The sequence below is a fragment of the Peptostreptococcus faecalis genome, from assembly GCF_900240845.1.
Taxonomy (GTDB): domain Bacteria; phylum Bacillota; class Clostridia; order Peptostreptococcales; family Peptostreptococcaceae; genus Peptostreptococcus; species Peptostreptococcus faecalis.
Genome location: NZ_OERU01000006.1, coordinates 25469 through 42846, shown reverse-complemented (window position 1 = coordinate 42846; position 17378 = coordinate 25469). Strand labels below are relative to the sequence as shown.

Genomic DNA, 17378 nt, shown 5'->3' with positions numbered 1-17378 from the left:
AGTAAATAAATTTATTTAAAAGATAATATTTTCAAAAAAAAGATTCCTAGGTGAAATTCCAAGGAATCTTTTTTAATTAGATTAAACATAATTAATTATTTTCAAGTTATAACCAAATTATAATTAATTAAATATTTACTGATATAAATTCTCCGCCTATATATTGATGAACTCTTTTGAATCCTATTTTTTTCATTCTATAGAGTGCATCTTCAATTCCAAAATCAATGCCCTCTATATTGTGGCAATCTGTATTTATCATAACTGGATAATCGTACTTACATAAATACTCCAGTATATGGTCTTGAGGATATGGAAAGTTTCTATACCCTCTAAATTGACCGCCTGTATTTATCTCAATTAACCCTCCAATTTGCATACAATTATCTAATGCTTTTATTGCTATTTTTTTATATTCATTTGAATTTTCATCAAAAAGTTTGTTTCCAGAGTTGAATTTCAATAACAAATCAAAATGTCCTATTATATCTGGCTTATTCTTATTTACATTATCTACCACTGAATCAAAATAATCTCTAACCATAGAAATAGAATCACCATCATAATATTTTAATATTGCAGATGAAAAACTTTCAAATGACTCATCTACACAAAATGTATCTCCATTTTTTATAGGAACATAATGTACAGAACCGATTATATAATCATATTCTTTTCTTGGTGGTTCGCTTAAATAATCTTGCTCTATCCCACAATATATGCGTATATCATTTTTATACTTTTCTCTCATTTGCAAAACTTCTCTGATATATCCATCCTCATCGTTTAAAGACTCTGGAAATTTGGGATCATGACTATGACTAGAAAATCCAATATCTGTAAATCCAGACTTTATGGCAGCTCTTACCATATCTTCTACAGAACTTTTACCATCACACCAAGTACTGTGATTATGCATAGTAGATTTAATTATCATTTCATAGTCTCCTGTTTCACTTTTTTATCTATAATATGCCTAGAATCCAATTCTTTTAATACATCTTCCACTGAAATTCCCATATCTACCATTAACACTAAGATATGATAGCAAAGATCTGATATTTCATAGATAGTTTCCTCTTTATCGTCTTTCATTGCACCAATTACAACTTCAGCAGACTCTTCTCCAACTTTTTTTAATATTTTTTCTAATCCCTTATCAAATAAATAAGTTGTATAACTTCCCTCCGGTCTGTCTACATATCTCTGATTTAATAAGTCATAAAGATTTGATAGCAATGATTTTTCACTTATTTTTTTTATTTCTTTTTCATCATTCAAATCTGATTTATCGATTACTTTTAAATATAATAGATTAGAAAAACAACTATCGCTACCTAGGTGGCATGCAGGACCATCTTTTATTACTTTCACTACAAGAGCATCATTGTCACAATCTGATGTTATAGATACTACATGCTGTACATTTCCACTTGTTTCACCTTTTCTCCAAAGCTCATTTCTACTCCTAGACCAAAAGCAAGTACGACCTTCCTTAATTGTAATATCCAGACTCTCCTTATTCATATATGCCACAGTAAGTACTTCATCTGAATAATAATCTTGAACTACTACTGGAATAAGTCCTTTTTCATCAAATTTCAAATCCTTTATATTCATATCACATTCCTCTTTACATTTACGCCATTCTCTATTAAATAATCCTTTAAATCAGCTATATCTACTACTTTTTCGTGGAATATACCCGCTGCTAATCCAGTAGATATCCCATCTATTTTAAATAATTCACTAAAATCTTCTTTCTTTCCAGCTCCACCTGATGCTATAATAGGGATTTTTATTTCAGATGCAAAGTCTCTTAGCATATCTAAATCAAAACCATTTCTCACACCGTCAGTATCTATACTATTTAAAACTAATTCCCCTGCACCTAATTTTTCTAATTTCTTTACCCACTCAATTGCGTCCATTCCTGTATCTTCTGAACCACCCTTTGTAAATACATGGTATTTTCCGTCCACTTTAGACACATCCACAGATAATATAACGCATTCTTTTCCATACTTTTCTGAAGCATCCTTTATTAATTGAGGATTTTTTATTGCTCCAGAGTTGATACTTACCTTATCAGCTCCAGAACTCATCACTCTATCTACATCTTCCATAGAACTGATTCCTCCACCAACAACAAGAGGTATAGATACATTAAATGCGATATCTTTTAACATATCAATAAATACAGTTCTTCCTTCCATACTTGCTCCAATATCATAAAACACAAGTTCATCTGCACCACTTTTATCATAAAACTTAGACATTTCTATCGGATCTGCTATTTCTCTTATATTTTTAAAGTTTGTACCCTTTACAACTTTTCCATCTCTAACATCCATACAAGGTATTATCTTTTTATATTCCATAACTCAATCTCCCATCTTAAAATAAATTAGAAATTATTTTCCTATTTTCATCAATTCCTCAATGCCTATACTACCTTCATATAAAGCTTTGCCTATTATAACGCTGTCTATCCCTATTTTTTTTAACTCTTTTACCTCTTCTATAGAAACAACTCCCCCTGATGCAGTAATCTCTACTTTGCTTTCCTCGTCATCATTTAAAATCTTGTATAATTCTTTAAATGCGTCTAAGTTAGTCCCCTTCATAGCACCATCTGTAGCGATATCAGTATATATAATTGATTTTACACCTATGCTTTTCAGTTTTTTGCAAAATTCATATCCTGATACCTTTGTAGTTTCTAACCAACCTTCAACTGCTACATATCCATCTCTTGTGTCTACTCCTACAGATATTTTTTCTCCATATTTTTCTACCATTTCTTTTAAAAATTCAAAATTTTTAACTGCAACTGTTCCAAGAATTACTCTTCCAACTCCAATTGAAATCAAATCCTTTATACGAGATTCATCTCTAATACCACCACCGACTTCAACAAACATCGATGTGTTTTTTATTATCTTTGAAATAGTCTCTAAATTAGACATTCCTCCGCCTTTAGCTCCATCTAAATCAACTACATGTAAATGATTTGCACCCTTTTTATAGAAGCTATTAGCTACGTTTAATGGGTCTTCATCATAAACTTTTTTCTTATTATAATCACCTTCCGTGAGACGAACTGCTTGCCCATTAATTATATCTATTGCTGGATAAATATTCATATTATACTTTCCCCCACCCCTCCATATTTTATATATTAAATTGTTTTTTATTATACTATTAGTTTGTCAAATTAATTTAGTATAAAAATAAAAAACAATCATTGGTAGGCTTATAAGGTTTATTATTATAAAAAACCTTGAATAAAACTCCAATGATTAATTATTATTTCTATTTTATCATACTAACCTGAAAATTCAAATATTTTATATTTAATTACAAAAAAAGAGAACTAATTTCTTATAAATACTGATTTATATTAGTTCTCTTTTATCATCTTATTTAATTATACTCATATATTAAGCTATATTTTCTATCAAAATATAACTAATCTTCTTTTCTCATTTCAATTACTAGTAAATGTGACTTATCCTTAGCCTTGATCTTTAGATCTTCTTCAATAGACTCTACTCCATCTTTTGCAGACACTTCTTGTCCATTTATCTCAGAGTTTCCTTCAACTTGAACAAGGTAAACTTGTCTTCCTTCACCTACAGAAAATTCAACTTCTTTTCCCGCTTCAATTTCAGTCACATATATATTTGCATCTTGATTTATTCTAATTGGAGCGCCACCATCTTTAGGAGAAACCATATGCAACCAGTTATCTACCCTCTCATTCCATTCAAACATATAATCTCCATAATTAGGAGTATGTCCATCTTTATCAGGTAATATCCAAATCTGAAGAAATCTTAATGTGTTTTCTCCAAGGTTGTACTCACTATGTCTAACTCCTGTTCCTGCACTCATGTACTGAGCATGCCCTCTTTTTAATGCTCTCTTATTCCCCATAGAGTCAGCATGAGTAAGTTCTCCATCTACTACATAAGATATTATTTCCATATTTTGATGAGAATGCGTACCAAAACCTGTTCCGCTATCAACCAAATCATCGTTGATTACTCTTAATTTTCCAAAATTGATATTTTCTGGATTGTAGTATTCTGCAAAAGAAAAATGAAAAATACTATTAAGCCAACCTAAATTACTTTTACCCATTTTTTTAGAACTAATTACTTTCATGAACAGTACCTCCTCAAAATTAAATATTACTTATGAATTTACATACCTTTTTGATAAATAAATTACAACTGTTAATTAAATTGAATTGAAATTCAATTGATAATAACTTTTTGCCCATCTTATTTTATTATAAACAATCACTTTTATAAATTCAAAGCTTTTATAAATTGAGGAGTTATATAAATTCAAAAAAAGACCAATTGATATTAATTAGTCTTTTTTTGAATTAAATATTTATATTTAGATAACAAATATTCATTTAAAATTAAAATTACATAAAAATCAATAATAGTATCATATCATATATGAAATTAAAAATTCATAATGTGATATTAAAATGTCTTCATAAATCTTCATATACGTGAAAAAACATAGAGTCACTATTACGTATAAAATTAAAAATATTATATATAACTTTATTCCATTTTTCATATGAGCCTCCTGTCTAAAGTTCTAATAACTTTTATAATACTGTAAAAAAAGCAATATAATTGTTTAACATATGAATAGCAATTGGAATTTCAAGCCTTTTTGTTTTTTGATAAGAAACAGAAAGGAGTATCCCAATTGAGGAATATAATAATAGTGATGTCAGGTTATTAACGTTATGCATTAATCCGAATAAAAATGAATTAATTAATATACCTATGATTGGTTTACTATTTTTAAACAAGTGTCCCATTATATATCCTCTATAAATTATTTCCTCTGTAATAGGAGCTAGTAAAACACCTATAGACGCTATTAAATACCAACTATATCCTTTTAATACTTCTGATAATATAACATCATTTTGAGTTGATTCTATTCCCTGTACCATTAAAGCCAATATTCCTGAATAAACAATTAAACGAGCTAATATAGTCCCTACTAATATTATTAATATATTTTTCATGTTAATGAAGGATTTGTCAAATTTAAATATATTTATTTCTTTGGCTATTAATAGATACATAGAAACAGTCAGTAGAATTGCTATTATTGGTATTATAGTATTAATCCCTGTAATTGGTACAAGTTTATCCGGAGTATCTGTTTTTCTAATAAATTCAGACACAAAATCTAACACTGTTGAAGGTATACAATAAACCGCTATCATTAATAATATTACTGGAACTTCTGATAATACTTTTCCCACCCTGTCTAATTTCTGCTCCAATTTAAATTCACTCCTCAATAAAAAATATTTATATATTTATTATATTATTTTATAAATGTCTATCAAGGTATATTTTTCGTATATGCTTTATTAGCCCATATTTTCCAACCTTTTATAATATTTATCTAAAGGTATATTCAATTATTCATCTTCTCCACAATTTAAGTTCATATTTATTCTTCCAACGCAAAATCGTTTCTTCTGCTACATCAATTTCCTCATTTCCTTATAATATTTCACTGTTACAATATAATTGTGTTATAGTTCTGTTATTTAGACATAAAAAAAGGAAATACAAAATCTTAAAGATCAGTATTTCCAATATATACACGATATTAATTTCAAAACTGGCGGAGAGAGAGGGATTTTAAGAATAGTATTTTAATAAATTCTATAAAATTATATATGTTGATATTTCAACGTTTTGTATGTTCAAAGTACGCTATTAATTATACTTTTATAATATATTTTAGTACAGTTGGGTTACAGTTGGGTTATTTTTAAATTTATCTATTCTAAAATAAGATGCAATAAAGGAAAGTTTCTTCCTTCATTATCAATTGCAGATTCTGACTCAACCATAAATCCTAATGACTTATAGAACTCAAATGCACCTTTATTATCTTTATTTACATCTACTGTTTTAATTCCAAATTCATTTATTAAAGTTCTTATTATATACTTTCCATATCCTTTTCTGAAATGTACTGGATCTATAAATAACGCTTCAAGATGAGTTTTATATATCCCACTAAAACCTACAATTGTACCATCTAAAGTTTCCCATATTATCACATCTAAATTATTTAAATGGTTTGGTATATCGTTTTTTATGGATAAAATATCTCTTTCTGATAAAAATAAATGTGTTTTTCTAACAGACCGCTCCCATAAATCAACTAAATATTCAGTATCACTTGGTTTAAATGCTTTCTGATTTAACATAACAAATCACCTACCTTTTTTATAAGTTGCTTTTTCCACTTTTCCAAACCATATATAGCTCTTCTTCTCCCGTAGTATCGTCTATACTATTGGATTCAATTTTAAAACCTTCTCTTTTATAAAAACCTACTGCCCTTGTATTCTTTGTGTATACCTTTAAACATAATTCATCCTTTATAGACTTTGCATAATCAATAATATTCTTACCAATACCTTTTGACTTTTCACTTCCCGAAACGAAAATACCTGCTATATAATTATTATCTAGTCCTAAAAAGCCTACTATTTCTCCTTCAATATTTTCATAAACAAATACATCTGCCTGAGGCAGTACTTCTTTAACAAAATTATAATTATCTTCCCAGTAGCTCCTCAAAATAAAAGAATGTGCTTTTATATTTTCTGTTAACCATATTCCCATTATTTTATCAATATCATTTTTTTTTAAATTTCTAATCATTTTTACTCCTTTAAATTATCTTATTGAACATATATTCGTAATTAAAAAATTCTATAAAATACATGAGTTCTATCTTAATGTGTATTTATACTTCAACGTTTGTTAACCTCTAAATCCTTTAATAATTATACTTTTATAATATATTGTAGTACAGTTCTGTTATAGTTCTGTCATTTTGTATGCATTACTTCCCTTGAAAGTATTTATTTTTTTTATCTACCAATTGATAGTATTTTAAAATCACCATTCATATCTTGTATTAAGGTATATTCCATCATATTTTCTCCTTCTTCAAATATAAGCCCTTCGCCACCTTGATGTCTAACTTCAAACCAAACTTCAATAACTATAGGATTCTTATACTCTTTAACTTCTCCATTTTTACCTTTAATTTTTATAGGATTTTTAATTAATTCTTGTTGTAGAGATGGTTTTGCTCCAATAAATTTATAACTTTTTATAATTTTATTTCTATGCTCAATTTCTTTTTTTATAGTTTCCTCATTTATAAATCTACCTAAGTAATAATATCCATCATCGCCTAAATAATCTTCTCCGATAGAATATATTTTGTTTTTTTCATTCATATCAGCATAAACATACTTATAACAATCTTCTGTATTAAGACTATTCACGTATCTAGATACTACTTCAACAGGATTCTTCTTCCATAATTCGCTACTGCTCACAATCTTATCAGCACTTTTATCCTTGCTTTCCTTTGCACACCCTACTAATGAAACCGTAAAAATAAAAGCACAAAATAAAACGCTTATCTTTTTAATGTTTTTATGCATAAACTACCTCCTTTAACATTTAATATAAAATATTTATTTATATTTCAAGGTTTATTAACCTCTAATTACGCTATTACTCTTGTTTTTATAATATATTTCAGTACAGCTCTGTTATGATTCTGCTATTTTTTTACATTCCAATTGATAGTATTTTTAGATCAATTAAACATCTATTGTAGTAGTTGTTTTATAATTGCTATTATAATAAAGTGAACAGGGTAGAAAAAATAAAAAAACATCTGTTTTGTTTTTGTTGGTTTTATATATTCTTTCTTTTCATCATATAGACTTATTAATATAATTGATATTATTGACATAATAAAATTGTATTTAGTAAGAACTATAATTATCAATAATCCTAAAATATACTTTACTGATTTTTCATTTCGAAAATAGTAAAAATTTATAGATAAAAGTATCCCATAGAAAAAGTAATCTACTCTTAGTGCTAAAGATATAATACTCATTAATATAATCGTCAATACCATAAGTATTGGATTATTTATTTTTTTCAGTAAATATAGGCACAACAATGATACAAATAGTGTAATCATTATATTTCCAAAAAATATTTCATCCATTGGAAAAATCATGCGAAACGGAATCTCTGATACTAATCCACAGATTAGGATTCTAAATAAGTATTTATATATATTTCTCGTATAGATGAAGCCTTCTACTAAAATAAATATTATTATTGGAAATGTCACTACACCAATATTTATCAAAATATTAGTTAAAACTTTTGATGGATCTAATATTATCACTGCAAAATGTTGCAAAAACATCCCCGTTATTGCCACAATTTTTAAAAAGTTCATGTTAATTTTCAAGTTTTGCATAATCCCACTACACTTATTAATCAAACAAGCTTTCATCTGTATAAACATACTTCACTTCCTTTTTTTTATTTAGGCAAATTATAACTTTTGCTTTTAAATTGACAGTTTGGTACATAGAGTTCGAAAAATGTATAAATCTACTCATGTCACTATCATCATAATTATATACATTCTCTTTTTTGATATTAGACACATATAATTCAAATCCATTGTTATACCTAACTTTAGATATATATTCTGCGTCTCGACTTAATTTGAATATGTTGTTTTTACCATCTATCCTCACAGTAATTATATCTCCATTACTACTATATCCCCCAAATGAACCTTCAATATAAGCCCCTTTTTTATAATTATTTATAAACTTATTATACGAGTCATAAGGTAAAGAATCACTGTTATCCTTACGTTCTAACTCTGTCATCTCTGACCATTGGGCATCATTCATTGCGAAATTATATTTACCACTTGCAGTCCCTATAAAATCACCTCCATCATCGCTCATGCCAGAAAAAGCACATAATATTACGCATATAAAGAAAAATATTATTGTTTGTTTCTCACTAAATTTAAATATAATTTTTTCATAAGCTTTCAATCCAATAAAAAAACCGATTGTATTTGCAACTAAAATCACTGTATTTAAATCATCAAATTTCAATACAAATGAAATTAAATTTAATATTATTGGTATTATAATTAAATTAAAGTTCTTAATTTTTTTCCCAAACGTTTTTTTTATAATTATTCCAAAGGGTATATATATCAATATACTATAAATCGTCCTATAAAAAAAATATTGCCAATTAACAAAGAAAGTTTCATTTCCTAACAATATCTGCTTATTACTTGATGTTTTTAGAACATCAAAAACATACACTAATGGTTTGCTAAAAAATGGAACTTCTAAAAAATATTTCATATATAATATTATAAGTAATGCAAATATCACTTTATAGCTACATTCATTTATTTTATTTTTCTTTAAACTCATATCCTAAATTCACCTCTTTTTTTTCATAGTTATATTAATGATTACATATTTATTGAACAGATATTAAAATATTTTGATACATACCATAACTATTCCCTAAATGACGTTTTTCGGAATAGTTGTCTCAACACATTGCAAATACCACCTTTGTTTTTCATAACTTCCAAACTTTATTATATTAACTTTCACTATTTTTTATAATCTAATGTATTTTATCATATTTTCACAACATTGTTTTAATAATTAATTATATTGTTCAAAAATGCCTTATATATTAATTTATGTAATATTATTGATAGTTATGAAAAGTTATGCAATCGTATGATTAAATTATAACATAAGAAAAACATAATTGTATTTAAATTGACTATATATTGTAGTATATTGTAATCATAAGTTCATATAGTTATGAGGTGAAAAAGTGAAAGATTATATCAGAATAATAAATAAAACGGAAGATTATATAGAAAACAATTTAGATAAAAAAATAACCTTAAAAGAACTCTCTAAGAATGTAAACTATACAGAATTTCATTTTCATAGAATATTTAAAAGCTATTCGAAGGAAACTTTAAATCAATTTATTAACCGAATAAAAATGGAACGATCAAGTATATTTTTAGTAGTCAATCAAAAGATTTCAATTACAGATATTTCTTATAGATATGGATATAGTGATTCTAGTTCATATTGTAGAGCTTTTAAAAAACATTTTGGTATTAGTCCATCTAAGTTTAGAAAAAAGCAAGATATGACAATTAATAAAACTCTAAAAAAGTTATAATAGTGTTAATAAAAAAATAAGGAGGCACTAAAATGAACAAACCAAGCATCTCAATAGAAAATAATGTAGAAATGAGAATTATTTATATTAGATTTAGAGGAACATATCTAGAGTTTAGAAAAAGCAGCAATAAGTTATTTAAAGAGCTCTTCGCATTTGCAGAAAAAAACGATTTAATAATTCCAGAGGTAACAAAAGTAATGACTATTTATAATGATAATCCCTTTATAACAGGTGATAATAATTTGAGAACTAGTATTGCAATGACTATACCAAAAGATGTAGAGATACTAGAAGAAGGGCAAATATGTGTATCGTCTTTGTCTGGTAAATTCGCTATTGGTCACTTTGATATTTCTTTAAAAGAGTATGAGGAAGCTTGGAAATATATGTACGAAGAATGGCTGTTTAAAGGTGATCAAACTCCTAGAGATTCTATTCCATTTGAGTTATACGTAACTGAACCCCCTAAAAACTTCAAAGGTAAAAGCCTTACAGATATATACATTCCAATAGAATAAATTATTTAATTATACTTAATCTACAACAGCGTATTCATGTACATTTCCATAGTTATTGTAATCAAAAATAATGTGCATGAATATACTGTAGCTTAAATCAATTACAACAACTTTTATCTTTTATCATATATTTTCCTACCTTTTATGAACTTATCTAAATGTGAACTACTATACTTTCACACATAAAAGTAGAGATACTATAAAAGTACCTCTACATAATCTATATTCAATTATTCATCTTCTCTGTATCCCATAATATTATATATTCGCTTATTTCTACTTTTCCAATTGACTTATATCTTATTCTTTCTAATAATTTTTCATTTTAGAAATTGAGTGAATTTTTAAAAAACATCTTATCCTATCTTGATTATAGTGGTATACTTATAATAATATCATTGAAAATTAGGAGGCAATTATGGGAAGATTAGATGGTAATGTAACAATTATAACTGGTGGTGGAAAGGGAATTGGCTTTGGACTTGCTAAAGCTTTTGCTAAGGAAGGCTCAAACTTGGTAATCACAGGAAGGACATTATCAAGGCTAGAGAATGCACAAAAGGAATTAGAAGCACAGTTTGGTATAAAAGTACTTGTAGTAACTGCAGATGGTGCCGTAGAAAGTGACGTTAAAAACGTTATAAAAAAAGCCATTGAAAAATTTGGTAAAATAAATGCAGTTGTAAATAATGCACAAATTTCTGCATCTGGAATTTTATTAAAAGATCACACCAATGAAGATTTTGATAAAGCTATTCTCTCTGGATTATACGCAACTTTTTATTATATGAGAGAGGCTTATGCTTATTTAAAAGAATCTAAGGGTTCTGTTATTAACTTCGCATCTGGTGCTGGTTTATTTGGAAAAGAAGGACAGTCTAGTTATGCTGCAGCAAAAGAAGGTATACGAGGTATGAGTAGAAGTGCAGCAACTGAATTTGGTCCAGATAATATTAATGTAAATGTAATCTGTCCATTAGCTATGACTGAAAGTCTTGCTCAGTGGAAAGAAGAGTACCCAGATTTATATAATCGTACTATACAAAGCGTTCCTATGCAAAGATTTGCCGACCCAATGACTGATATTGGTCCTATGTGTACTTTTTTATGTAGCGAAGAAGGACATTATATTACAGGAGAAACAATAACAATACAAGGTGGTTCTGGATTACGCCCATAACACTATACTTTTTGGACTTAGTTTTTTTTAACTAAGTCCTTTTTAACTTTTATTTTATATACTATCATCTTCTTAAATCATATCTTCCATACCAGCAAGCTTTAATAGTTCTTCTCTTGTCATTTCCTTAAATGGATCATTATGTTTTACATCTGCCTCAACGCTTATATCTCGCTTTTCAGTAGGTTTATATCCTGTTCTATCCAATATATTACTTGCCACGCTATACCTCACATGCTCGCTATCAGCCTCTAATAACTGTTCCATAGTTCTAATAGATGGAGATGTTAGTTCTCCTAGATATTTCCATTCTTCTTCTAGCTTTAATTCCTTAAATTCATCTTTACTTTTCCAACGTGAAATAGTCTCTTCTGCTATGTCAAGCTCCTTTGCTATATCTTTCTGTGTCAATCCTGTTCTAACCATTAGAAATATACACTTTTTCATCTTTTCACTCATTTATATACACCCCCTTAAAATTGACTTTTATTGACTTTTATATATGCTGTAATAGTTAGCATTTGTTAGCCTTTATTACTCATATATAGCAACATAGAGCCTCTTAGAGACCCTACATTCCAATACATTTATTTCTTTTATTGTTTAACTATCTTCAAATCTTTTAGGCATTCTATAAGAGTTTTTGTTTGTTCAATATGGAAAACTACACTCGCATAATCTTGCTTGTATAAACATCTTCTGAATATACCATGACCATTAGCATTTATAAACCTTTCCAAATCATCTAAATCCTTATTAATCGTTTCATAAATTGGTAATATAGAAAATTCATCAAATAACTCTTTAAAGTTTTCATCAGTTGAATGTTGGCTCTCTACAAACTTATATATAACCTTTAAATTATCAATATCAAATCCATCAACATATTTCTTTATAAACCTTCTAAGCATTTCAGAAGTCATTATTTCCTTGCATGTTTTTATTAAGTTTAAAGTTTCGTTTAATTCTGATAGGCTATATTCTTCAAACTCAAATCCCTGAACTTTGAATATTTCTGTTTTTATTTCATCTTTTATCTTAACTAAATCATTTTGACAATCAATAGCTATTTTATCTATTGCAAGTAGTTCTTTTTCTTTTATCTCACTTTTATAGTCCTCAGACATTTTATAATCTGCTTCTATATTTGCAATATTACTCATATTTACTTTTGTTTTATCCTCAAACTTCTTTAAAGTTCCATCTACTGCTACTATCTTCTTTTCTAAAAATTCCTTATATGTCATATTACTACCTCTTTTCATTATATTTATTTGTTTTGTATCTTCGCCCAATCTAGCATTAAATCATCATATACCTTGTCTAATGCCACCTTATCAGCACTACATTTATACATATCAGAAGGTCTATACACCTTTTTAATTTCTGCGTATCGCTCTCTTATATACTTACTTTTCATTCTAAGCGTTCTATAAGCATTTCTTAAATGTCTTCTTACTTTTTCATGATCCATATTAAATATTTCTGCTAGAATTACCATATTAAATACCTTATTGGAATACATATAGTGGATTAAATCCCTCTCATATCCATCAAGAAGTCTTTCAAACTCTCTCAAATAGAATTGTTCAATTAATCTCTCACCAACTGTATTCTCTATATTTACGCTTTCATCAGCTATAGTATCTTCATATGTTAAATCTTCGGTATCTCCAATACTTGTACTAATTGATATTGTTTTAGATTCATTTTTAACCCTAGCATTTCTTAGCATTCTAAGTACATGCCAATTTATATAACTATAAACCCAGTTATCAAATTTCATTCCCTTTGTTTCATCAAAATTATTATAAGCATAGATTACTCCTATCACCCCCTCTTGATATAAATCATCTCTATCTAAGTGCCTAGACTTATATCTACCTATTATTTTGTATATCATTCTTTCGTATTTTAATATGTCTGAATCATTCATATAAAGCCTCCTATGTGGTATAATAGACTTATACAAATGATTTGTTTCGCTATTTTTTTAATTGGTGGAGAGTTTACTCTCTGCCTTTTCTCTTTTTACGTTCTTCTCTTTTCCCTTCAATATATCCCATCATATATACACTCCATAAACTACTTGTAGAAATCCATTCTTCGCAAGTCTGACCTGCATTAACCCTTTTATTAAATGCATGAATATATAGTTCTTTAATTTCATTCATACTATCTATGCTCCCTGTTTTAGCACTTACATCATCTATTTCATCAAAGTACATTATCTTGTCCAATGTAGTAAAATCTAGTATTTTATATTTATGTGAACCTTTATTAACTGGATCTATATTCTCTTCTTCTCTAACAGTATTCATATTTTATCTCCTAATATTTATTAATTTATCGTTTTATTTACGCCCAAATTACTAATAACACTATATACCTCGCTAAATTCTGCCCCTGTTCGCCTTGCTAAGTCATTTATAACTTCTACGTCTATATCTGTTCCATTTGGGTCATGTAAGCAATTTCTAATACCTTCTGTAGCCTTCTCTAACATTTCACATATAGTATGAAAGAACACTTCTCTTTTCATGTCATTGTTATCTAATAAAGTATGGTTTTTTATCATAAAATCCAGCATTTCATATGCATTAGATATTCCATTTTTTGATTCTGTTATTCTTTCATCACTCATAATATTCATATTTTTTTATCTCCTATTTTTTATATTTAGCTTGATTTTTTTCTTATTTTGAGATAATATTAAGTTGCATTTTGTGGTGGAAATGATATATTAATATATCGCCATTAGTGAGGTTATTGCCGTAACCTCGCTTTTTTTATGCGTAATTTTATATTTCATCACTTCCACCTTTAACTTATTTATCTGCTTTTATCTTTATTTGATTTTCTTTGCATATATCTTTGTCATATCCATAATCAAAGTCTAATTCATTATCAAAGTATTCAAAAAATCTCTTTCTTTTAGAATCGAATTTAATTGGGATTGTCTTTTCTAACACTCCTGTAGTTCTATTCTTAGTTATGCTAATAACTGATCTGTTTTCTATTGATAAATCCCTTCTAATCGTTATAATATGGTCTGCGTAATTGGTTATCTCGCTAGCTCCTGATATGTCATACATTGATGGTGTTCCATCTGTACCCTGTTTCCCCTTCTTATGGTGTGCTACAAGTAATATTGCCACTCCTAAACGCTTAGCTACTTCTTTCAGTCTAAATACTATCTGTTCTTGTCTATCGAATTTATCGCTTTTATTAGTTGTTATAGTCATTAAATTATCTATAGCAAAGAACTTCACTCCATATCTTTCATAAGAATACTCAATAGAGTTTATTATTGTATCTAAATCGCTTTTAATCTCATCACTAAGTATGTACAACTTTCCTTCTAGCCAATTATTAATTTTATACTTAGCTTCTTTCGATACAGTGTAATTAATGCTTCCATATCCTGTAGGTACTTCTTTTAAATCACTATCATTTGCTATCATTCTTCCCATCCACTCGCCTACATGCTTATTTGTAAGCTCTCCACTATATATAAAACAACTTGTTCCACTAAACATAATATTTGCTAATAGCTGGCTTATAAGGGTACTCTTGCCGGAACCGGAGTCTCCTGCTAATACTGTGAGAGTCCCTCCATGCAATCTATCTAAACGCTTATCCAATTCTTTAAATCCTGTACTTATTTTTAATATCTTTTCTCGATTTTCAGCTATCTTTAAATTTTTAATTATATTTTTCATATCACTTTTACAACTACAATATGCTACTGCAAGTTCAAACTCTCTTTTCATTTCATCTAAACTTTTATTTTTCATGTTTACTAAAAGGGATCTAGTTATTTCTTCTATATTTCTCTTAGTGCTAAAATCCTTTATTATATCAGCGTAGTAGTCTAAATTTTTTGTTGTAATAGTATTTGTTACAATATCGGTTAGAAAGCTTGTATCGACCTCTATGCCCCCTTTTTCTAGTTCTGTCTTTACTGCTAATATGTCTATTTCTTTCTTTTCGTTATAAAGCTTTAACATAACCTTATAAATCTCTCTGTAATACTCTTCATAAAAATGTTCTGCTTTTAGTCCACTTCTAATAGTTTTAACTATTGAGCTACTCTCCATTAAGATTGCCCCTATTACACTCTGTTCTGCTTCTGTGTTATATATATCTGTTACATCTATTATTTCCATTAATCCACCTCCATACCTTAGGAAATCTTAGTAATGTTTAAACTAGAACCTAGCAAAACCTAACTTTTAATTTAATATTTTTTAAGTAATACCTTTCCTAAACCTTTCCAGTATTTAAACTAACCCTATCAAATCCTAGTATTTTATTATCTGTTCATTTTTATTAATTGTATCTTCTACAGTTTCAATCTTACCTATACTATCCTGTACTACCTCTGTATCTTCTATATCATCACCTAAGTAGTCATATATGCCTTTATTGAAGAAACTACTACCATGTTGATACCTTAATTCAAATCCTGTACTTCTCTTGCTAGATACATATTGCTTATATCTTTCAATAGCTTTTTCTATTTCTTCTACAGTGTATTCCTTTAGTAGTTTACCTATACTCTTAATAGCATTTATCTTGCCTTTCTTCTCAGGATACAACTTCCAAATACTATTAATAGATTCTTCATTATTTGCACTATATATATTATTCTTATTATTGTTCTTATTATACTGTCCATTTTGCTGTTTACTTAAATCGCTGTTCACTTTGCTATAACTTGTGTTTGCTGTTTGTTTTGCTGTCCATTTTGCTGTACACTTTTTCGCTGTCCATTTTGCTGTACGCATAATATCATCTTCACCATTGGTACTACTGGCGTTTGCTGTCCATTTTGCTGTACACTCATCTGAAAATGAAGTCAAAAAATACTCTCTTTTACCATATTGATTTATTGCATCTTTAACTACTTTTAAATCTCCATCTTCTAGTAATACGCCTATGTATTTTGAAATAGTAGTTGGGGCTAAATCTATATCATTTCTGCCTTTTATAACTCTTTGAAGCTCTCTTATGCTAACAGATACCAAACCTCTATTTTCTATACTATCTATATTTTGATATTTCTCCAGTGATTCAATAGCCTCTAACACATACATTGTAGTTCGGTCGCCTTTTGTATACTTTAATTGTCTTGTTCTGTTATTAGCTTTATAAAAACCTTTAGCCACCATATCACCTTCTTATAACTTTAATCCTGTTTTGCAAGCCTCGATTAACCATTCCTCAAACAGTGCTTCAGGTATTAATATCTTTTTTCCTATACGTAGTACTGGGAAATTCAAGCTTACTTCTCTATCTGCCCTTGCTAACTCTCTAAGCCTTCCTTGACCGATAGAGTATTTCTCAGCTATCTCCTTTACTGTCTTAAGGTTTAACTCTTGTCTAGAAGGCTGTGGTACTTCTTTATATCCTTTTCTTTCAAATTCTTCTTGCTCTTGCTTTTCTATAACTTCCTCTAATACATTCTTAGTTGCTTTTAGTTCTTCAAGTTTCACTTAACTCCACCTCCCTTATATGATATCA

Annotated in this window: 22 protein-coding genes; 3 read left to right on the top strand and 19 right to left on the bottom strand. The window is 28.1% G+C overall.

Features of this window, described 5'->3' with window-relative positions; all coding sequences use genetic code 11:
- Window positions 1-127: 127 nt before the first annotated feature.
- The 11 genes from C0982_RS08290 to C0982_RS08240 form a co-directional block, all read right to left on the bottom strand.
- Window positions 128-937: a histidinol-phosphatase gene (locus C0982_RS08290; protein WP_101773758.1), complete on the bottom strand. Its 810-nt coding sequence runs from the start codon at window positions 935-937 to the stop codon at window positions 128-130.
- Window positions 934-1620 carry a bifunctional phosphoribosyl-AMP cyclohydrolase/phosphoribosyl-ATP diphosphatase HisIE gene (gene hisIE / locus C0982_RS08285; protein WP_101773757.1) on the bottom strand — a complete coding sequence of 229 codons (687 nt, stop codon included), beginning with the start codon at window positions 1618-1620 and terminating at the stop codon, window positions 934-936. The genes C0982_RS08290 and hisIE overlap by 4 nt, the downstream gene beginning before the upstream one ends.
- Window positions 1617-2381, bottom strand: coding sequence for an imidazole glycerol phosphate synthase subunit HisF (gene hisF / locus C0982_RS08280; RefSeq protein ID WP_101773756.1), 765 nt, complete (start codon window positions 2379-2381; stop codon window positions 1617-1619). Before hisF ends, hisIE begins: the two co-directional genes overlap by 4 nt.
- A 33-nt stretch (window positions 2382-2414) precedes the next feature.
- Window positions 2415-3146: a 1-(5-phosphoribosyl)-5-[(5-phosphoribosylamino)methylideneamino]imidazole-4-carboxamide isomerase gene (hisA, locus tag C0982_RS08275; protein WP_101773755.1), complete on the bottom strand. Its 732-nt coding sequence runs from the start codon at window positions 3144-3146 to the stop codon at window positions 2415-2417.
- 325 nt (window positions 3147-3471) lie between these two features.
- Complete coding sequence (locus tag C0982_RS08270) at window positions 3472-4170, bottom strand: pirin family protein (RefSeq protein ID WP_101773754.1); 699 nt, start codon at window positions 4168-4170, stop codon at window positions 3472-3474.
- Window positions 4171-4633: 463 nt separating this feature from the next.
- Window positions 4634-5329 (bottom strand): CPBP family intramembrane glutamic endopeptidase, encoded by a 696-nt coding sequence (locus C0982_RS08265; RefSeq protein ID WP_101773753.1) that lies wholly within the window; start codon window positions 5327-5329, stop codon window positions 4634-4636.
- A 510-nt stretch (window positions 5330-5839) separates the two neighbouring features.
- Window positions 5840-6274, bottom strand: a complete 435-nt coding sequence (locus C0982_RS08260; protein WP_101773752.1) for a GNAT family N-acetyltransferase — start codon at window positions 6272-6274, stop codon at window positions 5840-5842.
- Between the two features lie 19 nt (window positions 6275-6293).
- Window positions 6294-6734, bottom strand: a complete 441-nt coding sequence (locus C0982_RS08255; protein WP_101773751.1) for a GNAT family N-acetyltransferase — start codon at window positions 6732-6734, stop codon at window positions 6294-6296.
- Window positions 6735-6946: 212 nt separating this feature from the next.
- Entirely contained in the window at window positions 6947-7531 is a 585-nt protein-coding gene (locus C0982_RS08250) for a hypothetical protein (RefSeq protein ID WP_101773750.1), read from the bottom strand.
- A 170-nt stretch (window positions 7532-7701) separates the two neighbouring features.
- A complete protein-coding gene (locus C0982_RS08245; protein WP_101773749.1) occupies window positions 7702-8421 on the bottom strand; it encodes a TraX family protein in 720 nt (239 codons plus the stop codon).
- Window positions 8390-9367 carry a hypothetical protein gene (locus C0982_RS08240; RefSeq protein WP_101773748.1) on the bottom strand — a complete coding sequence of 326 codons (978 nt, stop codon included), beginning with the start codon at window positions 9365-9367 and terminating at the stop codon, window positions 8390-8392. Before C0982_RS08240 ends, C0982_RS08245 begins: the two co-directional genes overlap by 32 nt.
- A 421-nt stretch (window positions 9368-9788) precedes the next feature.
- Here C0982_RS08240 and C0982_RS08235 point away from each other — a divergent pair, with 421 nt between their 5' ends.
- From C0982_RS08235 to C0982_RS08225, 3 genes are all read left to right on the top strand, one after another.
- Window positions 9789-10151, top strand: a complete 363-nt coding sequence (locus C0982_RS08235) for a helix-turn-helix domain-containing protein (protein ID WP_101773747.1) — start codon at window positions 9789-9791, stop codon at window positions 10149-10151.
- Window positions 10152-10183: 32 nt separating this feature from the next.
- Entirely contained in the window at window positions 10184-10672 is a 489-nt protein-coding gene (locus C0982_RS08230; RefSeq protein ID WP_101773746.1) for an AraC family transcriptional regulator, read from the top strand.
- 418 nt (window positions 10673-11090) lie between these two features.
- Window positions 11091-11852 (top strand): SDR family NAD(P)-dependent oxidoreductase, encoded by a 762-nt coding sequence (locus C0982_RS08225; protein WP_101773745.1) that lies wholly within the window; start codon window positions 11091-11093, stop codon window positions 11850-11852.
- A gap of 72 nt (window positions 11853-11924) precedes the next feature.
- Here C0982_RS08225 and C0982_RS08220 read toward each other — a convergent pair whose 3' ends face one another.
- The 8 genes from C0982_RS08220 to C0982_RS08185 all read right to left on the bottom strand — a co-directional run bounded on the left by C0982_RS08220 (window position 11925) and on the right by C0982_RS08185 (window position 17350).
- The gene (locus C0982_RS08220) at window positions 11925-12311 is read right to left on the bottom strand and encodes a helix-turn-helix domain-containing protein (protein WP_101773744.1); all 387 of its coding nucleotides are present in this window, start codon (window positions 12309-12311) and stop codon (window positions 11925-11927) included.
- A 137-nt stretch (window positions 12312-12448) separates the two neighbouring features.
- Entirely contained in the window at window positions 12449-13099 is a 651-nt protein-coding gene (locus C0982_RS08215; RefSeq protein WP_145994513.1) for a hypothetical protein, read from the bottom strand.
- Window positions 13100-13122: 23 nt separating this feature from the next.
- Window positions 13123-13788 (bottom strand): sigma-70 family RNA polymerase sigma factor, encoded by a 666-nt coding sequence (locus tag C0982_RS08210; protein ID WP_101773742.1) that lies wholly within the window; start codon window positions 13786-13788, stop codon window positions 13123-13125.
- Window positions 13789-13861: 73 nt separating this feature from the next.
- Window positions 13862-14173 (bottom strand): hypothetical protein, encoded by a 312-nt coding sequence (locus C0982_RS08205; RefSeq protein WP_101773741.1) that lies wholly within the window; start codon window positions 14171-14173, stop codon window positions 13862-13864.
- A gap of 20 nt (window positions 14174-14193) precedes the next feature.
- Window positions 14194-14505, bottom strand: coding sequence for a hypothetical protein (locus tag C0982_RS08200; protein WP_101773740.1), 312 nt, complete (start codon window positions 14503-14505; stop codon window positions 14194-14196).
- A gap of 175 nt (window positions 14506-14680) precedes the next feature.
- Window positions 14681-16021 carry a DnaB-like helicase N-terminal domain-containing protein gene (locus C0982_RS08195; RefSeq protein ID WP_101773739.1) on the bottom strand — a complete coding sequence of 447 codons (1341 nt, stop codon included), beginning with the start codon at window positions 16019-16021 and terminating at the stop codon, window positions 14681-14683.
- 135 nt (window positions 16022-16156) lie between these two features.
- Complete coding sequence (locus C0982_RS08190; protein ID WP_145994512.1) at window positions 16157-17023, bottom strand: hypothetical protein; 867 nt, start codon at window positions 17021-17023, stop codon at window positions 16157-16159.
- Window positions 17024-17035: 12 nt separating this feature from the next.
- Window positions 17036-17350, bottom strand: a complete 315-nt coding sequence (locus tag C0982_RS08185) for an excisionase (RefSeq protein ID WP_101773737.1) — start codon at window positions 17348-17350, stop codon at window positions 17036-17038.
- Window positions 17351-17378 lie beyond the last annotated feature (28 nt).